Raw genomic sequence first — 19,819 nt, forward strand, 5'->3', positions numbered from 1 at the left:
TTTCGAGCGCCAACGGCGCTGTCCGGCAGGGGCCGGACCCGGTTGCAATGCACCTGCTTTCAGATTGTTCCAACCCCCGGTAAGATAATTCGGGTGTCCTGCGGGCTCTCTAGAGTTGCGCGGAACAGCTATTGCGGTCGCGGCGCGACTGGCATGATGATGAAGTCCGGGCCGATTTGCGGGACATCGGGCTTGTCCAGCGGCGCTTTCAGACCCGCCCGCAGCTGGCCAATGCTGGCCCCGGGAAGTTCCAGCGCATGTTCGTCCGGATGGCTGGGTGCCTCGTGCCCATAGTCCTTGCCGGGGGTGCGGGTCATCTCGATATGCGCGCCGAGCGCCCAGCGAACCGGGTGCCGCGCGGCAAAGCGGACGAGCCGATCGATGCTGGCGCGATTTTCAGCCATGAAATTGACCGGCACGTAGAGCCGGCCCGGATACAGCGTATCGCCCGACAGCAGGATCTTGAGCCGGGGGTCATAGACCATGATCGCCGCTGACTGGTGCCCCGGCGTGGGAATGATGCTGAGCGCGCGGCCGCCAAGGTCGAATTTTGCGATCTCGTCCGGCCATGACTTGATGGCAAAGAAGCTGGCAACCTCAGCTGGCTTGAGACCGACGACAGTGGTGTCTGCCCGCTCGCGGAATGCGGCATCGCCGGCAACGTGATCGCCGTGGCTGTGGCTGTGCGCGACGACGAGCGGGATGGACTTGCGCCCGCGCGCCGCCAGCCAGCCCGCGATAAGGCGGTCAACGGTCGGCCGGATCTGGCCATCCTTCGCGCCGCTATCGATCAGCAGCGCCTTGTCACGCCCGAACAGCAGATAGAGAAAGGGCGCCTCGAAATTGGTCTTGATCGATTGCCGGATGACGAACGTGTCCGCGTCCAGGGCCTGGACCTGCGTGACCGGCTCCTGATCGAGCGTGCCACCGATCCAGCGTTCGGCAAACAGGGGCGGAGACGCGGCTTGGGCGGTAACCGGGGCGAGGAGAAATAGGGCAGTGGCTGCACGCAACATGGCGCTTGTGGCACTCAATCGGAACTGCGCCGGAAAGAATGCCATCATGGTTTCGTCTTTCCGTCAAAAGGAAGGGGCCTGCACCCAGGCAGGCCCCTTAGTCGGCAGGTCTCGTCAGTAACGGAAGCGGAAATCGACGCCCACGCGCCGCGGCGTCAGGATGCCGGTGGCGTAATAGCGTTCGACCACGCCGGTGCGGACCACGTTGTAAGAGCTGCGGTCGTTGCCGATCGAGGTGATCGCGTACTTGTTGAAGATGTTGTCGGCATAGAGGCCAACGTCGAAGTGCTCGCCGTGGTAGGTCAGCGATGCCCGGTGGGTCGTGTATCCGGGGATCACTTCGCCGTTACCGCGCAGACCAACGCGCGAGTAGATATCGCCCGTATAGGTCGTCGCCCAGGTCGCCTCTATGTCGGTACTGTCGCTCAGCGGCTGGGTGTACGAGATCTGCGCGCTCGCCGAATGCTTGGTCGAACCCGGCAGGCGGTCGCCCTTGAAGGCATCGGCTTTGCCGTCTGGCTGGGTGGAGTCCGACACGATGTTCGGCGCATTCTCTACCAGATGGGCATCGGTGTAGGAGTAGGTTGCCTGGAACTTAAGGTTTGAGGTGATCTTCGCCCGGGCGGTGAACTCGAAGCCTTGCGATACGGCATCGTTGGCATTGACCGTGATGCCAACGGCACCATTGACCGTCTGTGAAGGCAGCTGCAGCCCGGTCCAGTCGATATGGAAGACCGATGCGGTGAGCTGCAGGCGCTTGTCCAGAACCGAGGCGCGGACACCCAGTTCCATATTGCGCGTCTTGTCCGGATCGTAGGCCAGCTCGTTGGGCAAGGCGCAGACATTCTGACCGGCGGGCAGCGGCAGGATGCAGGGGGCAACGCGGTTGACGTTGCCGGTGCGATAGCCGGTGCTGTAGGTGAAGTAGGTCATCAGGTCGTCGCTGAACTTGTAAGAGGTGTTGGCCTTCCACACCATGCCATCGGCTGCGGTCGAACCTGACTTGATTCGGCTCGGGTCAAACTGGATCAGCGGATAAGGCGTGCGCCGACGACCGCCGCCGGTCAGCGGCGTATCGGTGCCGCCTTCGGCAAAGGCATCGTATTTGAAGTAACGCAGGCCGCCGGTGACTTGCCACTTGTCCGAAATTTCGAACGTCGCTTCGCCGTAGGCGGCCTTTTCCTTCAGCTTGGTATTGACGAAGGAAATGTATTCGAGGTCATCCGGGCGGAAAACGCCGAAAAAGTTGGCCATGCCAGGGGTATATTCCTGGTAGTTCTGGTTGCGGCGCAGGTTGTTGTAGAACCCGCCGATCACCCAGCTGAGCGGCCCGCCGTGGGTTGATACGAGGCGCACTTCGCCGTTGAACTGGCGGTATTCGTTGACCGACTGGTTGAACGAGGAAAATGTCGGGAACGCTTCGTAGCCATAGTCAAGGTCGAGCAGCAGGTCGGTGTTGTCGCCCTTGTTGTTGGAGGTCTGCTTGGTCCAGGCCGCCGTGGCGACGAGCTGGGCAAAGCCGAAGTTGAAATTGGTCTCGACAGCCATCAGGTCCGAAACGCGCTTGGTCGGTTCAGTGTAGCGCTTGGTGGATTCATACGGACCCGAACCGAGCACGCCGGCCTGGGTCGACTGGCCGCCTTCGGTCTTGGTCTGCTGATGCGCGTAAGTGAGGTAGACCTTGAAGTCGGGATTGAGCTGCAGCAGCAACTGGTTGCGCGTGGTGAAGGTGCGCTCGTAGTTGAGGTCCTTCTTGGAATAGAAGTTGGCGTCGCGCTGGGCCTGTGTGCCGAAGCCGCCCTGAGCCGCGGTGGTGCCGCGCACCGGCTGCGGGTTGGAAATGCCGGGGGTCCTCAGCAGGTAGTTGTAATCGATGAAGCCCGGGTTGTCGTAATAGCCGACGGTCGAGCGCAGGGCGATGTGGTCTGAAATGATCGGGATGTTGATCGTGGCGTCCGCATTGACGCCGGGATCGGAGCTCTCGGATTGGGCGAACATGCGCATGTGCGCGGCAATCGACCAATCGCTCGAATTGGGGCGATTGGGCATGTAGCGCACCGCACCAGCCAGAGTTCCCAGGCCATAAAGTGTGCCTTGCGGGCCTTGAAGGACTTCAACGCGGCTGATGTCGAGCAGCTTGAAATCAAGGTAAAGCGGCACTTCGCCCATGTAGACGCCGACCGCGTTGTCGAAGTTCGAACCGACCGTGCTGGTATCGGCAGAAGAGATACCGCGCATGATGATCGTGCCGGTCGATTTCGGACCGGTATCGGTGACGGTCAGGCCAGGCGTGAAGGCCGCGAGTCCCTTGACGTCGTCAATGCGCTGCTTTTCGATGTCTTCGGAGCTGACCGCGCTGATGTTGATCGGCGCGTCCTGCAACGATGTCTCGCGACGCGTCGCGGTGACGACAATCGCATCGTCATCGCCGACTTCGGTCGCGGTGTCTTCAGCCGGAGCCGTTTGTGCAAAAGCCTGCGTCGTCCCCATGCCCATCAGCATGGTTGCGCAAAGCAAAGTGTGGCGAACAAGTTTCATAAGTCACTCCGGCCCCAAGAGGTTTGAGCCTTTCCTGAAGTGACATCCCCCCCGTTGACGCTCTGGCCCTTTAGCTAGGCCGGCACCTTGTCGGTCGTTCTGATTGTCGTCGTCTTCGGTATGCTGCGGTTCGGGATGCCGTGTAGGACGGCCCCAACCGGTTCATGCAGTCTGGAATTGTGCCATGGAAAGGCCAGCCGGTTCGCCAGACAGACGCTCCCGACGAGTGCCGGTGCGGTGCCGTTGGCGGCATTACGGGTGGTCAGCCTACGATCCACGAAACCCTCATTATCGGCCAGCGAGCGCCGGCATGTGCTTCCCTTCGTTTCGCCGCTTCATCGAGCGACGACGATCAAGGTATGGATATTACGGAATGCGTCAAGCGTAATAATTCCGCACCTGCTCAGTATGATTCCAAATCGTGCTGCACTGCACAAATTCGTGCTTTTTTAGGTTTTGTGGCGTGCTGGTCCGGTTGCAGATTCGAGCTGGCCCCCGTTCGATGCACCTCAGCAGATGGCGATGAATTTCGAATCGCAACCCGATTCGTACGGTAACGTTGTTGGGCCAAGGGGGCAGGAAACGTCAGGATTCTCGCTGGACACTCAATCATTCGGGCTGCCCGTGAGCATCAACCCGGCAGATTCGCCGCCTGATACCCCTACCCAAGAAAAATATTACGAGACGTTCAAAAGGTAATATTTTCGATGGACAAGCGATTCGATCAGCGCAATGCTGCAGTGCGAAAGGGGATCGAATCATGATCACGAAATTTGGCAAGCTGATCGCCAGGACGAGTGGAATGGCGCTGATGGCAGGAGCGCTCGCGCTCGCCTCGTGTTCCCCTTCAACGCAGGCTCCGACAGAGCCCAAGACCGAGTTCAACATCGGCTGGTCGATCTATGCCGGATGGATGCCTTGGCCCTATGCCCAGCAGTCCGGGATCGTGAAGAAGTGGGCCGACAAGTACGGCATCAAGATCAACATCGTGCAGGTCAATGACTACGTAGAATCAGTCAACCAGTACACGGCCGGCAAGTTCGACGGCGTGACCCTTGCCAACATGGATGCGCTGACCATCCCGGCGGCCGGCGGCAAGGACACCAGTGCGATCATCGTCGGCGATTATTCGAATGGCAACGACGGCATCCTCCTCAAGGGCGCGGGCGGCCTCAGCGCGATCAAGGGCCAGTCGGTCTATCTCGTCGAGCTTTCCGTCTCGCATTACCTGCTGGCGCGCGGCCTTGAAAAGGCGGGCCTGCAACCGGCCGACGTCAAGACGATCAACACGTCGGACGCCGATATCGTCGGTGCCTTTTCCAGCCCCGATGCGAAAGCCGCCGTCGCCTGGAACCCGCAGCTTTCGGTGATGAAGGGTGGCGCAGGCGTGAAGGAGGTCTTCAGCTCGGCCCAGATCCCCGGCGAAATCCTAGATCTGCTGGTCGTCGATACCGCCACGCTCAAGGCCAATCCGAACCTTGGCAAGGCGCTCGCCGGCATCTGGTACGAAACCGTCGCGCTGATGAAGCGGCAGGACGCGCAAGGCAAGGCGGCGCGGGCCGCCATGGCCAAGCTGGCCGGCTCTACGCCCGAGGACTTTGACAGCCAGCTGGCGACGACATTCCTCTATGACGATCCGAAGGCAGCCGTGGCGGCAACCTCGTCTCCCACGCTGATGCAGAACATGAAGCTGGTGCGTGATTTCAGCTTCACCAAGGGCCTGTTCAAGGGGGCGGCGAGCGCCGATGCGGTCGGCATGTCGTTCCCGGGCGGAAAAACCCTCGGCGATCCGGCGAAAGTCACGCTGCGCTTCGACGAGAATTTCATGAAGCTCGCCGCAGACGGCAAGCTCTGAGCGATCCTGACGCGAACTCTGGCCGAAGCACGATGACAGTATGCGCTGGGTAAACCGCCAGGTCCGACGAGGGGAAGGCATCCTGCTCGGGGCGCTGCCGATCCTGCTGCTGGTGCTGCTTTACCTGTTTTTCGCAGCGCAGCGCCACGCCATCAATCCGGCCGACAAGATCCTGCCGCTGCCCGGCGCCATGGCGCAGGCCCTGTCCTCGCTGCTGTTCGTGCCCGACCAACTCAGCGGCAAGCTGCTGTTCTGGGCGGATACCGGGGCGAGCCTTTACCGGCTCGGCATCGGGCTCGGCATCGCGACGCTGACCGCGCTGGTCGTTGGCCTCATCCTCGGTGTCCTGCCGACCGTGCGCGCGACTTTCAGCCCCTTGGTGACCGGGATCGCCGTCATCCCGCCGATCGCCCTGCTGCCGATCCTGTTCATCGCGCTTGGCCTTGGAGAGACCGCGAAGATCGCGCTGATCGTCATCGGCATCACCCCGGTCATGGTCCGCGACATCATGGCCCATGTCGCCGCCCTGCCGCGCGAACAGATCGTCAAGGCGCAGACGCTGGGGGCAAATTCATGGCAGATCATCATCCGGGTCGCCTTGCCGCAAGCCATGCCGCGCCTGCTCCACGCGATGCGTCTGGCTCTGGGTCCGGCATGGGTATTCCTGATCTCGGCCGAGGCGATCGCCTCCGATGTCGGGCTGGGCTACCGGATTTTCCTCGTCCGCCGTTATCTGTCGATGGACGTGATCATCCCCTACGTCGCGTGGATTGCCTTGCTGGCGATCATCATGGACGTGGCCCTGCTGGCGCTCAGCCGCCGCATGTTTTGCTGGGCACACGAGGCGGGCCGATGAGCGCGCTGCTTTCCCTCCAGAACGTCTGGGTCGAATACGGCGACAAGGTCGTGCTCGAACAGATGGACCTTGATGTCGAGGCCGGATCCTTCGTCTCGATCATCGGGCCATCAGGCGCCGGCAAGTCCAGCCTGCTGCGCATCATCCTTGGCCAGGAAGCGCCGACGCGCGGGACCATCCTGCTCGATGGAGCGCCGCTGGCACCCGAATGCGGACCCGACCGGGGGGTGGTGTTCCAGCGCTATTCGGTGTTTCCGCACCTGTCAGTCCTGCGCAACACGGTGTTCGGGCTCGAATGCGAAAAGGCGCCACTGCTGGCGCGGCTGTTCGGCCCGGCCCGGCGCGCCGCCGAAGCCGAAGCCGCCGCGATGCTCGATGCCGTTGGCCTGGGTGACAGTCTGCATATCCACCCCGCGCAGATGTCGGGCGGCATGCAGCAGCGGCTGGCGATCGCACAGGCCCTGATCAAGCGACCGCGCATCCTTCTCCTCGACGAGCCCTTCGGCGCGCTCGATCCCGGCATCCGGGCGGACATGCACGTGCTGATCCGCCGGCTGTGGCAGGAATATTCGCTGACCGTCATCATGGTCACGCACGACATCCAGGAGGCCTTCAGCCTCGGCACCCGGGTGCTTGCGCTCGACAAGTGGCGACACGATCCGCACGCGCCGCACCGCTTTGGCGCGACCGCTGTCTATGATCTGCCGCTGCGCCGGAATGGCGCAGGCAAATCGGCTGGAGAAACTGAAAAAATGGAAGAGAGGATTGGGGCATGAGCGAAACAACCAGTCTCGCCCGACTCAGCATGAGCCTGCCGGGCGAACTGTTCCGGCAGCTCGACATGATGGTCGAGGAGCGCGGCCTACCATCGCGATCACAGCTGATTGCCGAGCTGATCCGTCATGCGCTGGCCGAGCACGAAGCCTATACGCGGCCTGACGAGATGCTCGCCGGCACGATCACCATTGTCTATCGCGGCGATCGCGGGCGGGTGCGCCATCAGCTGGCCCAGACCCAGGCCGACTACCTGCGGGAAGTGATTTCCTCGCAGCACGTCTTTCTTGAGGACGATCAGTCGCTTGAGGTCCTGCTGGTTCAGGGGCCGGCGTCCTTGCTCAAGGAACTGTGCGACGCGCTGCGCCGGGTGCGCGGCGTGCACCAGCTGCAACTGGTCACCACCACCGCCCTGTTGCCCCCGCTTTACGAGCAGGACGGATCCGAAAAGGGAGCCGCTGCATGAGCGAAGTGCTCGCCAATCCGCTGGCTGCCCGCGATCACGCGCGGCGCATGGCCGGAACCGTGGTCGAGGCCATGCCGGTCCTGCCGCCGATCGCCGACGATCTGCCGGAAGAGGCCTCGCCCGCCGACCTGCTGTGGGAAGAGACCATCGCGGCGGGCGGCTATGCCACCCGGCGGCTGGCCCGCGGCGCGCGGCTGCGGCTGATCGACGTGCAGGGCGATGCCTGCGCCTCGCTTCTGCTGTTCAATGCCGAAATGCCGACCGAGCGGCTCAATGTCGCCGATACGGTCAAGATCCAGTGGAACGCCTATATTGGCGCGGGCAAGCTGCTGCTGTCCGACATGGGCCGGGTGCTGATGTCGATCACCGAGGACAGCGCCGGCACGCACGACACCTTTTGCGGCGCCTCGAACGCGGCGACCAATGGCGCGAAATATGGCGACGGATCGAACAGCGGGCCGCATCCCAACGGCCGGGATCGCCTGCTGCTCGGCGCGGCCAAGCATGGCCTGACGCGCCGTGACGTCCATCCCTGCGTCAACCTGTTCAAAGGCACGCGGATCGAAGCGGACGGCACGATCACGCCGCTTGTCGGGCCGTACGAGCCGGGCCGCAGCGTGATCCTGCGCGCCGAGATGGACGTGATCGCGGTGATCGCCAACTGCCCGCACGTGCTCGATCCGCGCGCGGATTGGACCGTGACCCCGCTGCGCGCAACGGCGTGGCGCGGGCCAGTCACGCCCGCACACGACGCTATCCGCAATGCGACGCCCGAAGGCCTGCGCGCCTTCGAGAACGTCGACGACTATTACCGCCGTTAACAAGGAACAGGTCCGCATGAGCGTCGATCCCCACCTCTCTGGTTTGACCGGCACGATCCTGCACGACGTGACCGTGCCCGCCCGCGCGCCGTGGCTGCACCATGTCGCGGCCGGGCAGACGCTGCGTATCGTCGATCTGGAGGGGAATCAGGCGGTGGATTTCCTGCTCTACAGCGCCGCTGACGATGCCGAGCGCTACAGCGCGCAGGATACCGTGGCTGCGCAGGGCAACCTGTTCCTGCGCCAGGGCACGGTCCTGCGATCGAATGAAGGCCGCGCGATGATGACTATCGCGGCAACCTCGGTCGAATATCATGACACCATCGGCGGCGCTTGCTCCTGCGAGTCCAACACCCTGCGCTATGGCCATCACACCAAGGCGCAGCACGCCTGCGTCGAGAACTTCCTTGAGGCCAACCTTGCCGAAGGGCGCGGCAAGCGCGACATGGTGTCGAACATCAACTTCTTCATGAACGTGCCGGTTGAGGCGGACGGTTCGCTGGGCATCGTCGACGGCATTTCCGCGCCGGGACTGACAGTCGATCTCAAGGCCGAGATGGACGTCGTTGTTGTTGTTTCGAACTGCCCGCAGATCAACAATCCCTGCAACGCCTTCAACCCCACGCCCGTCCGCATGATCGTTGCCGGATGAGCTTCGACACGGTCCTGATTGCGAACCGGGGGGCGATTGCAACTCGGATCATTCGCACCCTGCGGCGCATGGGCCTGCGTTCGGTTGCGGTCTATTCCGAGGCCGACGAAGGCTCGCTGCATGTCTCCGAGGCCGATGAGGCGGTCTGCATCGGCCCGGCACCGGCGGCGGAGAGCTACCTCAACGTGGCCGCGATTCTCCAAGCGGCCCGCGCCACCGGCGCCGGGGCCATCCACCCGGGCTATGGCTTCCTGGCAGAGAATGTCGATTTTGCCGAAGCCTGCGCGGCGGCCGGAATTGTCTTCATCGGGCCGGCGCCGGACAACATCCGCACCTTCGGGTTGAAGCACACGGCCCGCGCGCTCGCCGCTGCCCAAGGCGTGCCGCTGGCCCCCGGCACCGACCTGCTGACCGGCGAAGACGAAGCCGTGACTGCTGCGCGGGACATCGGCTTTCCCGTCATGCTGAAGGCAACCGCCGGCGGCGGCGGCATCGGCATGCGGATCTGCGAAGACGAAGCGGCGGTGCGCGAGGGCTTTGCCGCCGTCGCCCGGCTCGGTCAGAACAACTTCGGCGATGCCGGCATCTTCCTGGAACGCTACATCCGCCGGGCGCGCCATATCGAGGTGCAGATCTTCGGTGACGGCGCCGGGCGGATCATGCCGCTGGCCGAGCGCGACTGCTCGCTCCAGCGCCGCAACCAGAAGGTCGTCGAAGAGGCCCCCGCCCCTCTGCTGCCCGAAAGCGTGCGAAGCCAGTTGATCACCGCCGCGACCCGGCTGGGACAGGCGGCAAACTACCGTTCTGCCGGGACTGTCGAATTTCTCTACGACGCCGAGCGCGAGGAGTTCTTCTTCCTCGAAATGAACACCCGGCTGCAGGTCGAGCACGGCGTTACCGAGGAAATCCTCGGCATCGACCTTGTCGAATGGATGATCCGGGGCGGCGCGGGCGACTTTGCCTTCATGGAGGCTCCGCCGCCGGTACCAACGGGTCATTCGATTCAGGTGCGCCTCTACGCCGAGGACCCGGCGCTCGACTATCGCCCGACGACCGGCACGCTGACGCGGGTCGAATTCCCGGCAAATATGCGGGTCGAGACGTGGTGCATGGCCGGCAGCACGGTTTCTGCGTGGTACGATCCGATGCTGGCCAAGCTCATCATCCATGCCCCGACCCGCGATGAAGCGGTGGCGGCCATGCAGGCCGCGCTGGACCAAGCCCGCGTCGATGGCATCGAGACCAACTTGCGCTGGCTGCGCGAGGTCGTGCGCTCGCACGCCTTCGTCAGCGGCGAGGTTTCGACCCAGTCGCTCGCAGCGATTGCCTATAACCCCCGCAGCGTCCGCGTGATCGCCGGCGGAACCGCAACCACCGTGCAGGACTGGCCGGGGCGGCAGAAATACTGGGCGGTCGGCGTCCCGCCCTCTGGCCCAATGGACGACCAGTCATTCCGCATCGGCAACCGCCTGCTCGGCAATCCTGAGGGCACGGTGGGACTTGAAGTCACCATTTCCGGACCGACGCTCTTGTTCAACGCGCCGGCGCGCATCTGCCTGACCGGGGCTGACTTCGGAGCGACGCTCGGCGGATTACCGGTGCCCCCCGGACAGGCGCTCGACATCGCCGCCGGGCAGACGCTCGCCCTCGGCCGCGCGGGCGGCGGCGGCATTCGCGGCTACATCCTGTTTGCCGGCGGGCTTGATATTGCACCCTACCTCGGCAGCTGCAGCACGTTTGAGCTCGGCAAGTTCGGCGGCCATGCCTCGCGGCGCTTGCTGGCCGGGGATACGCTGCACATGGGTGATGAGGTTCCGGGCCAGGCCCTGCCCGCCGCGGCCCTGCCCAGCCTGTCAAACGAGTGGACCCTGCGCGTGCTTTATGGCCCGCACGGCGCGCCCGATTTCTTCACCGATGGCGATATCGAGGCCCTCGTCTCGGCCAACTGGCAGGTGCATTACAACAGCAACCGCACCGGCGTGCGGCTGATCGGCCCGAAGCCGCACTGGGCCCGCAAGGATGGCGGCGAGGCGGGGCTGCATCCGTCGAACATCCACGACAATCCCTATGCCATCGGCGCGGTCGATTTTACCGGGGACATGCCGATCATCCTCGGCCCGGACGGACCATCTCTGGGCGGCTTTGTCTGCCCCTTCGTGGTCATTGCGGCGGACCGCTGGAAGATCGGCCAGCTGGTCCCAGGTGACACCCTGCGCTTCGTCCCCGTTAATGCCGGCGATGCGGCGCTGGCCCACATGCTCCAGCAAAAGCTGGTCAGTGAAGGCACTGCACATTCCGAAGGACCGGCGCGCCCGATTGAAATCCTGTCGCCGATCCTCGCCGAAACCCCGGCCGGTGGCGGGCGGCCGGCAGTGGTCTATCGCCAGCAGGGCGATCGCAACATCCTCGTCGAATATGGCCCGATCGTGCTCGATATCGAGCTGCGGATTCGCGCCCACGCCCTGATGTGCGAGCTGGAACGACTGGCCCTGCCCGGGGTGATCGACGTGGTGCCGGGCATCCGTTCGCTGCAGCTGCATTTTGACGGCACCAGCCTGGACCAGAAGGCGGCGCTGGCCGCGCTGATCGCCTGCGAGGAGCGGCTGGGCGACCTTGGTGATTTCTCGATCCCCTCGCGCGTGGTCCACCTCCCGCTCAGCTGGCGCGATCCCGCGACGGTCGAGACGATCGAGAAATACATGAGCGCGGTGCGCGATGACGCGCCGTGGTGCCCGGACAATATCGAGTTCATCCGCCGCATCAACGGCCTGCCCGATGCCGATGCCGTGGAGAACCTGATCTTCGAGGCGAACTACCTCGTGCTCGGACTGGGTGATGTCTATCTGGGCGCCCCCGTGGCCACGCCGGTTGATCCCCGGCACCGGCTGGTGACCACCAAGTACAACCCCGCGCGCACCTGGACCCCGCCCAATGTCGTGGGCATCGGCGGGGCCTATATGTGCATTTACGGCATGGAGGGGCCGGGCGGTTACCAGTTGTTCGGCCGCACGGTCCCGGTGTGGAACACCCACCGCCAGACCGATGCCTTTATCGAGGGCAAGCCGTGGCTGCTGCGCTTTTTTGACCAGATCCGGTTCTATCCGGTCAGCGCCCAAGAACTGGCCGACTGGCACCGCGACCTGCCCAACGGGCGGCGATCGCTGCGGATCGAGGAGTCGGAATTCCGCCTTTCGGAATACCGCGCCTTCCTCGCCGCCAATGCCGGGGACATCAGCGAATTCGAAGCCCGGCGGCAGTCCGCTTTTGAAGCCGAGCGGGCCGAATGGCAGCGGCGCGGCGAATTCGACCGGGTCAGCGCGCTGGTCGAAGCCGATGTTCCCGAAGTGACGGCCATCGAAGTTCCCGACGGCGCGGACCTTGTAGAGGCTCCGTTTGGCGGCAGCGTCTGGAAACTGATGGTTGCCGAGGGTGACGAGGTCGAGGCCGGGGATGTCATTGCAGTGATCGAGGCGATGAAAATGGAATGTGCGGTGGAAAGTCCGGGCAGCGGCACGGTTGCCGCGCTGTACCTCAAGGAGCGTCAGGCGGTGCAGCCCGGCGCGCCGATGATGGCCTTGCGGAGGCACCCGTGAGCGGTTCGGTGCGCGACCCGCTCGCCCGGCGGAGTGTTTCGGCCATCGCTGCGGGGGTGAACGCGGGCACCGTCAGCGCCGCCGAGGTGGCGCAGGACACACTGGCGCGGCTGGCGGCCTATGATCCCATCCAGCCGCAGGTCTGGATCAGCCGGCCCGCGCCGGAACAGATCCTCGCGGCGGCGCGCGCTGTCGATGCGCGGGTGGCAGCGGGCGAAGTCCTGCCGCTCGCCGGGGTGCCATTCGCGGTGAAGGACAACATCGATGTTGCCGGCATGGAAACCACCGCGGCCTGCCCGGCCTTCGCATTCCAGCCGGAAGAATCCGCAGCAGTCATCGAACGCCTGCTCGATGCGGGCGCTATATGCATCGGCAAGACCAACCTCGATCAGTTCGCCACCGGCCTTAACGGCACGCGCAGCCCGCACGGTGCGCCGCGCAATGCCTATAACCTGGCCTATGTCAGCGGCGGATCGAGCTCGGGATCGTCGGTCGCCGTGTCGGCAGGTCTGGTGGCTTTTGCCCTGGGGACGGACACGGCAGGATCGGGCCGCGTGCCGGCTGCTTTCCAGCACCTGATCGGGCTCAAGCCCACCAAGGGACGCTGGTCAACGCGCGGCCTGCTGCCCGCTTGCCGCACGATCGATTGCATCACGGTGTTTACCGACGATCTGGCCGGCGCGCGCCTGATCGACAGCGTGATCGCCGGCTATGACCGGGCCGACTCCTATTCGAAGCCGCTGGCGGACAAGCCGCTCGGCCGCAGAAGGATCGGCGTGCCCCGGCGCGAACAGCGCATGTGGTTTGGCGATCTTGAGTCCGAATATCTCTATGACCGGGTGCTTGAGACGCTCGGGCAGGACGCCGAGGTCGTCGAGATCGATCTGGCGCCGCTGCTCGAGGCGGCACAGTTGCTTTACGGCGGGCCATGGGTGGCAGAACGCACGGCAGCTCTCGCAGACCTGCTCGCCAACAATCCGGGCGCGATCGATCCCACCGTGCGCGAAGTGGTCGAGCCGGGTCTGGCAATGAGCGCGGTCGATCTGTTCAACGGCATCTACCGCATGGCCGAACTGAAACGCCACGCTGACGAGCAGTGGGAGTCGGTCGACCTGCTGGCCTTCCCGACAACAGGCACCACCTACCGCGTCGCCGAACTGCACGCCGCGCCGATCGCGCTCAACAGCGCCTTTGGCCTGTACACCAACTTCGTGAACCTGCTCGACATGGCCGCCGTCGCCGTCCCCGCCGGGACGCGGGCAAATGGCACGGGCTTTGGCATAACGCTGATCGGACCGGCGGACACCGACCTCGCCCTGCTCGATGCGGCGGAGGCCTATCTTGCAAGTGCGCAGCTTCCGTCACCACCGCCGTTAGACTTGGAGGGCAAAATGCAGACCGTGAAACTCGCCGTTGTCGGGGCGCATCTGGAGGGTATGCCGCTGCACTGGCAGCTGACCTCCCGCGATGCCAAGTTCGTCGGCGCCTTTGAAACCGCGCCCGATTACCGGCTCTATGCCATCGCGGACAGCGTGCCGCCCAAGCCGGCGCTGGTTCACTGCGCAGACGGCGCGGCGATCAAGGTCGAGGTTTACGAGCTGGGCGTCGCCGAATTCGGCAGCTTCGTGGTCGAGGTGCCGCCGCCACTGGCGATCGGCACGGTTACCCTGTCGGATGGCACCAGCGTCAAGGGCTTCGTCGCCGAACCGCGCGCGCTTGATGGCGCGCGTGACATCACCAGCCTTGGCGGCTGGCGCGCCTATATCGCCGAAATCAGCTAGGAAGGAACTGGCCATGTCCAAGTCGCATATCATGTTGGCAGCTGCCCTTCTGGGCGGCGGCACGGCACATGCTGCCGCCGCTGATGCCCCGCCCGAGCAGGTCATTCCGGTGCCCGGCTTCGCCGATTTCATCGCGGTGGACGGCAAGTCCATCTGGGTCACCAACCGCACCAAGGTGGAGCGCTGGTCGCGCGAGGGCAAGCTGGCGGAATCGGCGATGACGCGGGCCTGCGGGGCGATGACGGTGTTCCAGAAATCGCTGTGGGTGGCCGATTGCAAGGACGGCGCGGTCATCCGCATCGAATCGAAAACCGGCAAGCGACTTGCCGCCATCCCCACCGGAATCGCCAACCGCGCGGGTGAGCTGAATGTCGTTTCCGGGGCCGGATCAATCTGGATCGCCAGCGACGATGCCGGCGTGGTTTCGCGCATCGATCCCAAGACCAACACGGTCGTAGCCACAGTGAAGGTCGATTCCGGCACTTGGTATCTGGCCTACGGCTTCGGGGCGCTCTGGGCGGTCAGCAGCAACCAGCAATCGGTCCAGCGGATCGATCCGAAGACCAATTCGGTGACCAAGCGGACGGCGCTGGGCAAGACGCCGGGCTTTCTTGCGGCCGGTGTCGGCGGCGTATGGGTTCAGGAGCAGGGCGACGGTACGGTCGCGCGCGTCGATCCGCGCAGCGGCGAGGTGACGGGCCGCGCCAAGGTCGGCGAAGTTCTGAAGTACGGAGACATCGATACCGGCGGCGGCAAGGTCTGGGTGCGAACGACCGAGGAGCAGACCTTCGTGGTAATCGACCCCAATCGCATGACGACTGTCGCTCGGCTCGGAAAGCCGGAGGGCAGCGGGGCGCTGCGCTATACCTCGTCGGGCATCTGGACTTCGGCGCATGACGTGCACACCATCACCTGGTGGCCGGCGCCGGCAAAAATCGCGAAATGAAATTTTCCGCGCGGTGCCAGCGCACCGCGCGGAAATTCAATCGCTTAGCGGGCAGCCAGACGGACCGCCGAAGCGCCCGATGCCTTGGCAAGGCGGGCTTCAACCTGCGAGCGCACATCGGCAACCACGCCTGCACGGCAAGCGGCAGACTTGGCTTCGAGCGCAAGGTGCACGCCGGCAAGACGGTCACCGCAAACGGCACGGGCGGCTTCGTCCATGCGGATGGCGAGGCGCTGCTGACCATCGGCGGTGCCGAGATCAATGCCCTTGAGGCTGAGAACAGCCGAGTCCTGGGCGAGCGGATTGTCGGTGGTAGTTGCGGCAGAAGCCGAGGTCGCGAGTGCGAGAGTGGCGAAAGCCACGAGGCCGATTTTCATCATCATCTCCTGTGAATGGAATGGGGCATCGCTCTTCGGCGACTGCCCCTCACATAGAGAGAGTCGATGAAACTTTCAATAGATAACACAATATTGGAATATTATTACTTACGTCGGACTTGGTTATTACTTCACCCGGACTTCGAGCAGGGCCAGATTGGTCGTTCCGCCAAGCAATCCGATTGGCAAACGCGCTTCCGCAGAAGTCTGCACGGCCCCCGCCGCATCGATAGTGGAAACCTCAATGGTGCGGGCATAGCGCTGCGACCAATCGCGGATCTGGTCGACCGGCAGGCTGACCTTCCAGTTGCGGTTGCCCTGCACCGATACGGCATGGCCATTGATCAAAACGGCTTCGGAGCCTCGCTCGCGACTGCCCGAGATCATCAGGCAGTTGCCCGCCTCGCAGGACACCACCTTTGTTGTGGGAGCCGAAGCGGCGAGTGCGGGGGCGGCCATTCCACCGGCAATGATGGCGATCGCCGGCAGCGCGGAACGGGCCAGGAATCCGGGGAGAGGCATCGGCTTTCCTTTCATTCGACCGGAATTCCGGCCTGTTCGAAAAATGCGCGAACGGGTTCGAGCACCGCCGCATGGCGCTTCCAGCGGGCGACGGAATCGGCGTAGATCGGCCGCCGAACCTGGGCCGCGCTGGGGGTGGAAACCGGGGCGCTGTTGGTGTGGAATTGCAGGCAGACATCCGACCAGCCCAGCCCGCAATGGGCGAGCAGCCGCCGGGTCTGGCCTTCCTGATCTGCCACCAGATCTTCGTAGCGCACTTCCAGCAACCGCTCGGGAAATGCCGCGCGCCAGGTGGCCATCAGCCGGTCGAAACGGACGTAATAGGCAGCGATGTCGAGCAGGTTGTAGCTGTAGTCGTAGTACCGCGAACTGACGGCAAAGAGATTGCGAAAGTTGCTCAGCACCGTGTCCATCGGGCTGCGGCGCAGGCAGACGATACGCGCTGCGGGGAGCGCCTTGGCGATGAACCCCGCGTACTGGAAATTGCCGGGAAACTTGTCAGTAAAGCGCGGCTTGGCATTGCGGCGCAGGTGCTGCGCGCGGCCCAGATAGGCGCGGCCGATATCGCCCATGTCGCAGGCGGCGGCGGCCAGGATCGTCTCGGGATCAAGAACGGTCCGGCTGCGCGTGCCCGACGCCAGCTTCACCGCGAGCGGCATGGCCTGCAATTCGCCCGCGCTCTCGACATCGGGATGCGAGGACAGGATGCGATCGACCAGCGTCGTGCCGGTGCGCGGCATGCCGATGATGAAGATCGGCGCCTCATCTGGCGCGCCGCTCGCGGAAGTTTTCGCCAGCGCCGGCCAGCTTTGTTCGATGGCATCGAAGGCGGCCGCATCGCGCGCGAAGCTGTAAGGGAGCGAACGGCGGTGTTCGGCATTGGCGGTGCAAAGCCGGTCCAGCGCGGCGTCAGCCTCGCCGATGTCCTCAAGCTCCTTGGCCAGTGCGTAGCCGAGCAGGAGCTTTGCGTTTCCGGGGGCCGCCTTGCCAATCGCCGCCGCCAGCCGCTGGGTATGGTTGCGACCCGGCGTCTGCTTGCGCAGGCTGGCCAGCAGGTGGTGCGCGCGGGCATCGCCGGGGAACAGCCCGAGCAGTTCTTCGAGCGCCGCTTCCGCATCGTCGACCCGGCCCAGGAAGTTCAGTGTCGTCGCCAGGTTGTAGCGGTACTCGGCGCTTTGCGGGACGAGCCGGACGGCCTCTTCGAAGTGCGGCAGGGCGGCGGCATGATCGCCCAGCCGCGCATAGACGCAGCCCATGGTGTCCCGGCTGAGGGCATCGCTGGGCGGCGTCCGCTCTGCCGCACGCATGGTATCGGCAGCATCGCCTTCGCGGCGGACGAGCGTGAACAGCTTGGCGAGCTGGGCCTGATATTCGCCCTTCGGAGCGATGGCGACGGCGCGGCCCACATGTTCGATGCCGGCATGGATCCGCCCTGCACCCGATTCGGCGATGCCCAGCAGGAAATGCCCTTCGGCGTCCTCCGGATGGTCCGCCACCAGCGTTGCGGCGAACTGGTGTGTCGACTGGAGATCCCCGCGAGACAGTGCGCTGCGGGCGGCGCTGATCCTGGAAGATCGGCTGGCGATCATGCCGGCGCCGCGCCTCCCGTATTATTCCGGCGCGCCTTGTAGCGATCGATCAGCGGCTGGAACGGGAACATCGTCTGCTCCCAGATGCTCAGCCGCTTGCGATCGTCCTGACCGACCAGAACGCCCTCGCCTTCGCGGTACGTGCCGAAGATCCGGTCGAGCAGGATCAGCGAATTGCCGTAATTGCAGCGGGTGTTCTCGTAAGCGACCGAATGGTGCAGGCTGTGGTGGCGGATCGTGGTGAGGAAGAACGAATACCAGATCGGCGGGTTCGCCCGGACATTGGCATGGGCGAAGGTGGAAACCACACCGCCGAGGTTGAAGGCGGCGAACATCGCGGTCTTGTCGAAATCGAGCAGGGCAATCACGCTGAGGCTGATCAGGAACAGCTCGATCGGATTGCCCACCGCGCCCTTGGCGGCATTGAGCTGGGTAATGTGATGATGCGGCGCATGGGTCAGCCAGAACGGCGTCCAGTTGTGCATCAGCCGGTGCATCCAGTACTGGCCGAATTCGATGATCGTGAAGACCAATACGACCTGCACCAGCCACGGCAGCTGCGTGATGGCGGGGGTGGCAATCCCGAGCCAGGCCTTGGCGGCCAGCAGCGGATTTTCAGCCAGCCGCACCGTCAGCCACGAAATCACCGTGGCGCTGAGCACGACATAGAACAGGTCGGTGAAGAATTCCTGCCGGTTCAGCCGCCAGCCCGCGTGCCGCTCGTGCACCTGTTCGAGCCCCAGCACGATGAGCATGATCAGCGGCGATGTGACCGTCAGCGTCCACTCGTTATCAAGGATCGGCTGGGGAGCCTGCGACCAGAACAGCAGGACTGCCGCCACCATCAGCGGCGGCAGCAGATCAAACATCTTGTCCTTCAGGGTTTGAGCCGCGGCAGGGGTGCTTTCTGCAGGGGCTTCGATTTCCAATGCTGGCATGGCGCAGCTCCGTTGCTCACGGCAAGTCTGCGCTGCGCTGCAGCATGAAGGGAGGGGCAATTAATCGATGAAAGGCATAGATCAGGCCTATGACCTCTGCTTCGCCCGCACCCGGCGGAGCACTTCGTCCCAGAACAGCTGCGTCGCGGTGTCGCGCGCAGGCTCGCTGCGGGCCAGCAGGAAGATGTCATAGCTCGGCTCGAAATCGGCATGGAGCAGCGGCCACAACCGGCCCCGCGCCACTTCCGCTTCGGCAGCAAGAACCGGCAGAAACCCGATGCCGACGCCGTGAAGGATCAGTCGCCGCGCCTCGTTGATGTCCTCAGCCACGCCGCTGACATTGGTGCCCAGTCGGTAGCGGCGGCGAAGGTGCGTGATCAGTTCGATCTCGTCCTCGCCGGTCAGCACGAAGCCCTCGTCCTTCAGCTCGCCGAGCCGCGTCACGTGGTAGCCGAAATAGGGATTGGTGCGCGAGCAGTAGAGCTGTTGGCGTTCGACCAGCAGCGGCTCGTACATCAGGCTGCCCCGCACGCTGCTGTCATAGCCGACGCCAATCTCGACCTCGCCCTGCTCAAGCGAATCGAGCACCCCGCGCCAGGGCGAGACGCGGATCTCGATATGGATCGCCGGGTTGCGCCGGTGAAAGCTGGCGATGGCTTCGTCAAATTCGGGCGAGACGAGGCCCGAGATGATCTGGATGCGGACAATGCCCTCAACCCGGCGCGTGGCCTGGGCGATCTGGTGCGGCACCATCCGCGCGGCCTCGAGCATTTCCTCGCACAGCGCCATCATCGCCTTGCCGGCGGCAGTCATTTCCACGCCGGTCGCGGTGCGGTGGAGCAGTTCGGTGCCGACATGCTCTTCGAGCCGTTTGAGCGCCGCGCTGATGCTGGGTTGCTGGCGGTTGAGCTGGCGCGCCGCCGCGCCGATGCCGCCGGCGCGAACGATGTCGACGAAGGTCCGCATCAGGTTCCAGTCGACCCGGCTGGCGAACTTCCTGTCGATCACCGGTATCCGGTCACTCATGCTGGCTTCCCTGTCGCCGGCCACGAGTCAGTTACGGCCGCTGCAACCGGATTAGCATTGCCAGCAGGC

The 19,819-nt window shown here is 64.3% G+C and carries 16 protein-coding genes; 9 read left to right on the forward strand and 7 right to left on the reverse strand.

Annotated features, from left to right (window positions below):
- Nucleotides 1–128 precede the first annotated feature (128 nt).
- Together WG900_RS16760 and WG900_RS16765 are read right to left on the reverse strand one after the other, a co-directional pair.
- The gene (locus tag WG900_RS16760) at nucleotides 129–1,016 is read right to left on the reverse strand and encodes an MBL fold metallo-hydrolase (protein WP_339968943.1); all 888 of its coding nucleotides are present in this window, start codon (nucleotides 1,014–1,016) and stop codon (nucleotides 129–131) included.
- Nucleotides 1,017–1,130: 114 nt separating this feature from the next.
- Complete coding sequence (locus WG900_RS16765; RefSeq protein ID WP_339968945.1) at nucleotides 1,131–3,554, reverse strand: TonB-dependent receptor; 2,424 nt, start codon at nucleotides 3,552–3,554, stop codon at nucleotides 1,131–1,133.
- 760 nt (nucleotides 3,555–4,314) lie between these two features.
- Between WG900_RS16765 and WG900_RS16770 the strand changes: the two genes are divergently transcribed.
- From WG900_RS16770 to WG900_RS16810, 9 genes are read left to right on the forward strand one after another with little or no spacing between them, the layout of a single operon-like run.
- Nucleotides 4,315–5,409, forward strand: coding sequence for a putative urea ABC transporter substrate-binding protein (locus tag WG900_RS16770; protein ID WP_339968946.1), 1,095 nt, complete (start codon nucleotides 4,315–4,317; stop codon nucleotides 5,407–5,409).
- Between the two features lie 40 nt (nucleotides 5,410–5,449).
- Nucleotides 5,450–6,265 (forward strand): ABC transporter permease, encoded by an 816-nt coding sequence (locus WG900_RS16775; protein WP_339968948.1) that lies wholly within the window; start codon nucleotides 5,450–5,452, stop codon nucleotides 6,263–6,265.
- Complete coding sequence (locus WG900_RS16780; RefSeq protein WP_339968950.1) at nucleotides 6,262–7,041, forward strand: ABC transporter ATP-binding protein; 780 nt, start codon at nucleotides 6,262–6,264, stop codon at nucleotides 7,039–7,041. The genes WG900_RS16775 and WG900_RS16780 overlap by 4 nt, the downstream gene beginning before the upstream one ends.
- Entirely contained in the window at nucleotides 7,038–7,505 is a 468-nt protein-coding gene (locus WG900_RS16785) for a CopG family ribbon-helix-helix protein (protein WP_339968952.1), read from the forward strand. Before WG900_RS16780 ends, WG900_RS16785 begins: the two co-directional genes overlap by 4 nt.
- Nucleotides 7,502–8,326 carry an urea amidolyase associated protein UAAP1 gene (locus WG900_RS16790; protein WP_339968954.1) on the forward strand — a complete coding sequence of 275 codons (825 nt, stop codon included), beginning with the start codon at nucleotides 7,502–7,504 and terminating at the stop codon, nucleotides 8,324–8,326. The genes WG900_RS16785 and WG900_RS16790 overlap by 4 nt, the downstream gene beginning before the upstream one ends.
- 16 nt (nucleotides 8,327–8,342) lie before the next feature.
- Nucleotides 8,343–8,978, forward strand: coding sequence for an urea amidolyase associated protein UAAP2 (locus WG900_RS16795; RefSeq protein ID WP_339968956.1), 636 nt, complete (start codon nucleotides 8,343–8,345; stop codon nucleotides 8,976–8,978).
- Nucleotides 8,975–12,571 (forward strand): urea carboxylase, encoded by a 3,597-nt coding sequence (gene uca, locus WG900_RS16800; RefSeq protein WP_339968958.1) that lies wholly within the window; start codon nucleotides 8,975–8,977, stop codon nucleotides 12,569–12,571. Before WG900_RS16795 ends, uca begins: the two co-directional genes overlap by 4 nt.
- On the forward strand, nucleotides 12,568–14,352 hold the full coding sequence (gene atzF, locus WG900_RS16805) for an allophanate hydrolase (RefSeq protein ID WP_339968960.1): 1,785 nt from the start codon (nucleotides 12,568–12,570) through the stop codon (nucleotides 14,350–14,352). Before uca ends, atzF begins: the two co-directional genes overlap by 4 nt.
- Before the next feature lie 13 nt (nucleotides 14,353–14,365).
- Nucleotides 14,366–15,298 (forward strand): Vgb family protein, encoded by a 933-nt coding sequence (locus WG900_RS16810; RefSeq protein WP_339968962.1) that lies wholly within the window; start codon nucleotides 14,366–14,368, stop codon nucleotides 15,296–15,298.
- A 44-nt stretch (nucleotides 15,299–15,342) separates the two neighbouring features.
- On the opposite strand, the gene WG900_RS16815 is transcribed toward WG900_RS16810, so the two are convergent.
- The 5 genes from WG900_RS16815 to WG900_RS16835 all read right to left on the reverse strand — a co-directional run bounded on the left by WG900_RS16815 (nucleotide 15,343) and on the right by WG900_RS16835 (nucleotide 19,750).
- A complete protein-coding gene (locus tag WG900_RS16815; protein WP_339968964.1) occupies nucleotides 15,343–15,675 on the reverse strand; it encodes a UrcA family protein in 333 nt (110 codons plus the stop codon).
- A 126-nt stretch (nucleotides 15,676–15,801) separates the two neighbouring features.
- Nucleotides 15,802–16,197 carry a hypothetical protein gene (locus WG900_RS16820; protein WP_339968966.1) on the reverse strand — a complete coding sequence of 132 codons (396 nt, stop codon included), beginning with the start codon at nucleotides 16,195–16,197 and terminating at the stop codon, nucleotides 15,802–15,804.
- Nucleotides 16,198–16,208: 11 nt separating this feature from the next.
- Nucleotides 16,209–17,786 (reverse strand): tetratricopeptide repeat-containing sulfotransferase family protein, encoded by a 1,578-nt coding sequence (locus WG900_RS16825; protein ID WP_339968968.1) that lies wholly within the window; start codon nucleotides 17,784–17,786, stop codon nucleotides 16,209–16,211.
- Complete coding sequence (locus tag WG900_RS16830) at nucleotides 17,783–18,724, reverse strand: sterol desaturase family protein (protein WP_339968969.1); 942 nt, start codon at nucleotides 18,722–18,724, stop codon at nucleotides 17,783–17,785. The genes WG900_RS16825 and WG900_RS16830 overlap by 4 nt, the downstream gene beginning before the upstream one ends.
- Nucleotides 18,725–18,811: 87 nt before the next feature.
- Complete coding sequence (locus WG900_RS16835; RefSeq protein WP_339968970.1) at nucleotides 18,812–19,750, reverse strand: LysR family transcriptional regulator; 939 nt, start codon at nucleotides 19,748–19,750, stop codon at nucleotides 18,812–18,814.
- Between the last annotated feature and the right edge of the window lie 69 nt (nucleotides 19,751–19,819).

Source organism: Novosphingobium aquae, assembly GCF_037572715.1.
Lineage (GTDB): Bacteria > Pseudomonadota > Alphaproteobacteria > Sphingomonadales > Sphingomonadaceae > Novosphingobium > Novosphingobium aquae.

What these genes read in the sequence shown, in the direction of transcription:
- WG900_RS16760 (WP_339968943.1), bottom strand. Translation starts at nt 1,016, where the DNA reads ATGTTGCGTGCAGCCACTGCCCTATTTCTCCTCGCCCCGGTTACCGCC.
- WG900_RS16810 (WP_339968962.1), top strand. Translation starts at nt 14,366, where the DNA reads ATGTCCAAGTCGCATATCATGTTGGCAGCTGCCCTTCTGGGCGGCGGC.
- WG900_RS16790 (WP_339968954.1), top strand. Translation starts at nt 7,502, where the DNA reads ATGAGCGAAGTGCTCGCCAATCCGCTGGCTGCCCGCGATCACGCGCGG.
- WG900_RS16835 (WP_339968970.1), bottom strand. Translation starts at nt 19,750, where the DNA reads ATGAGTGACCGGATACCGGTGATCGACAGGAAGTTCGCCAGCCGGGTC.
- WG900_RS16830 (WP_339968969.1), bottom strand. Translation starts at nt 18,724, where the DNA reads ATGCCAGCATTGGAAATCGAAGCCCCTGCAGAAAGCACCCCTGCCGCG.
- WG900_RS16815 (WP_339968964.1), bottom strand. Translation starts at nt 15,675, where the DNA reads ATGAAAATCGGCCTCGTGGCTTTCGCCACTCTCGCACTCGCGACCTCG.
- WG900_RS16785 (WP_339968952.1), top strand. Translation starts at nt 7,038, where the DNA reads ATGAGCGAAACAACCAGTCTCGCCCGACTCAGCATGAGCCTGCCGGGC.
- WG900_RS16770 (WP_339968946.1), top strand. Translation starts at nt 4,315, where the DNA reads ATGATCACGAAATTTGGCAAGCTGATCGCCAGGACGAGTGGAATGGCG.
- WG900_RS16765 (WP_339968945.1), bottom strand. Translation starts at nt 3,554, where the DNA reads ATGAAACTTGTTCGCCACACTTTGCTTTGCGCAACCATGCTGATGGGC.
- WG900_RS16795 (WP_339968956.1), top strand. Translation starts at nt 8,343, where the DNA reads ATGAGCGTCGATCCCCACCTCTCTGGTTTGACCGGCACGATCCTGCAC.
- WG900_RS16825 (WP_339968968.1), bottom strand. Translation starts at nt 17,786, where the DNA reads ATGATCGCCAGCCGATCTTCCAGGATCAGCGCCGCCCGCAGCGCACTG.
- WG900_RS16775 (WP_339968948.1), top strand. Translation starts at nt 5,450, where the DNA reads ATGCGCTGGGTAAACCGCCAGGTCCGACGAGGGGAAGGCATCCTGCTC.
- uca (WP_339968958.1), top strand. Translation starts at nt 8,975, where the DNA reads ATGAGCTTCGACACGGTCCTGATTGCGAACCGGGGGGCGATTGCAACT.
- WG900_RS16780 (WP_339968950.1), top strand. Translation starts at nt 6,262, where the DNA reads ATGAGCGCGCTGCTTTCCCTCCAGAACGTCTGGGTCGAATACGGCGAC.
- WG900_RS16820 (WP_339968966.1), bottom strand. Translation starts at nt 16,197, where the DNA reads ATGCCTCTCCCCGGATTCCTGGCCCGTTCCGCGCTGCCGGCGATCGCC.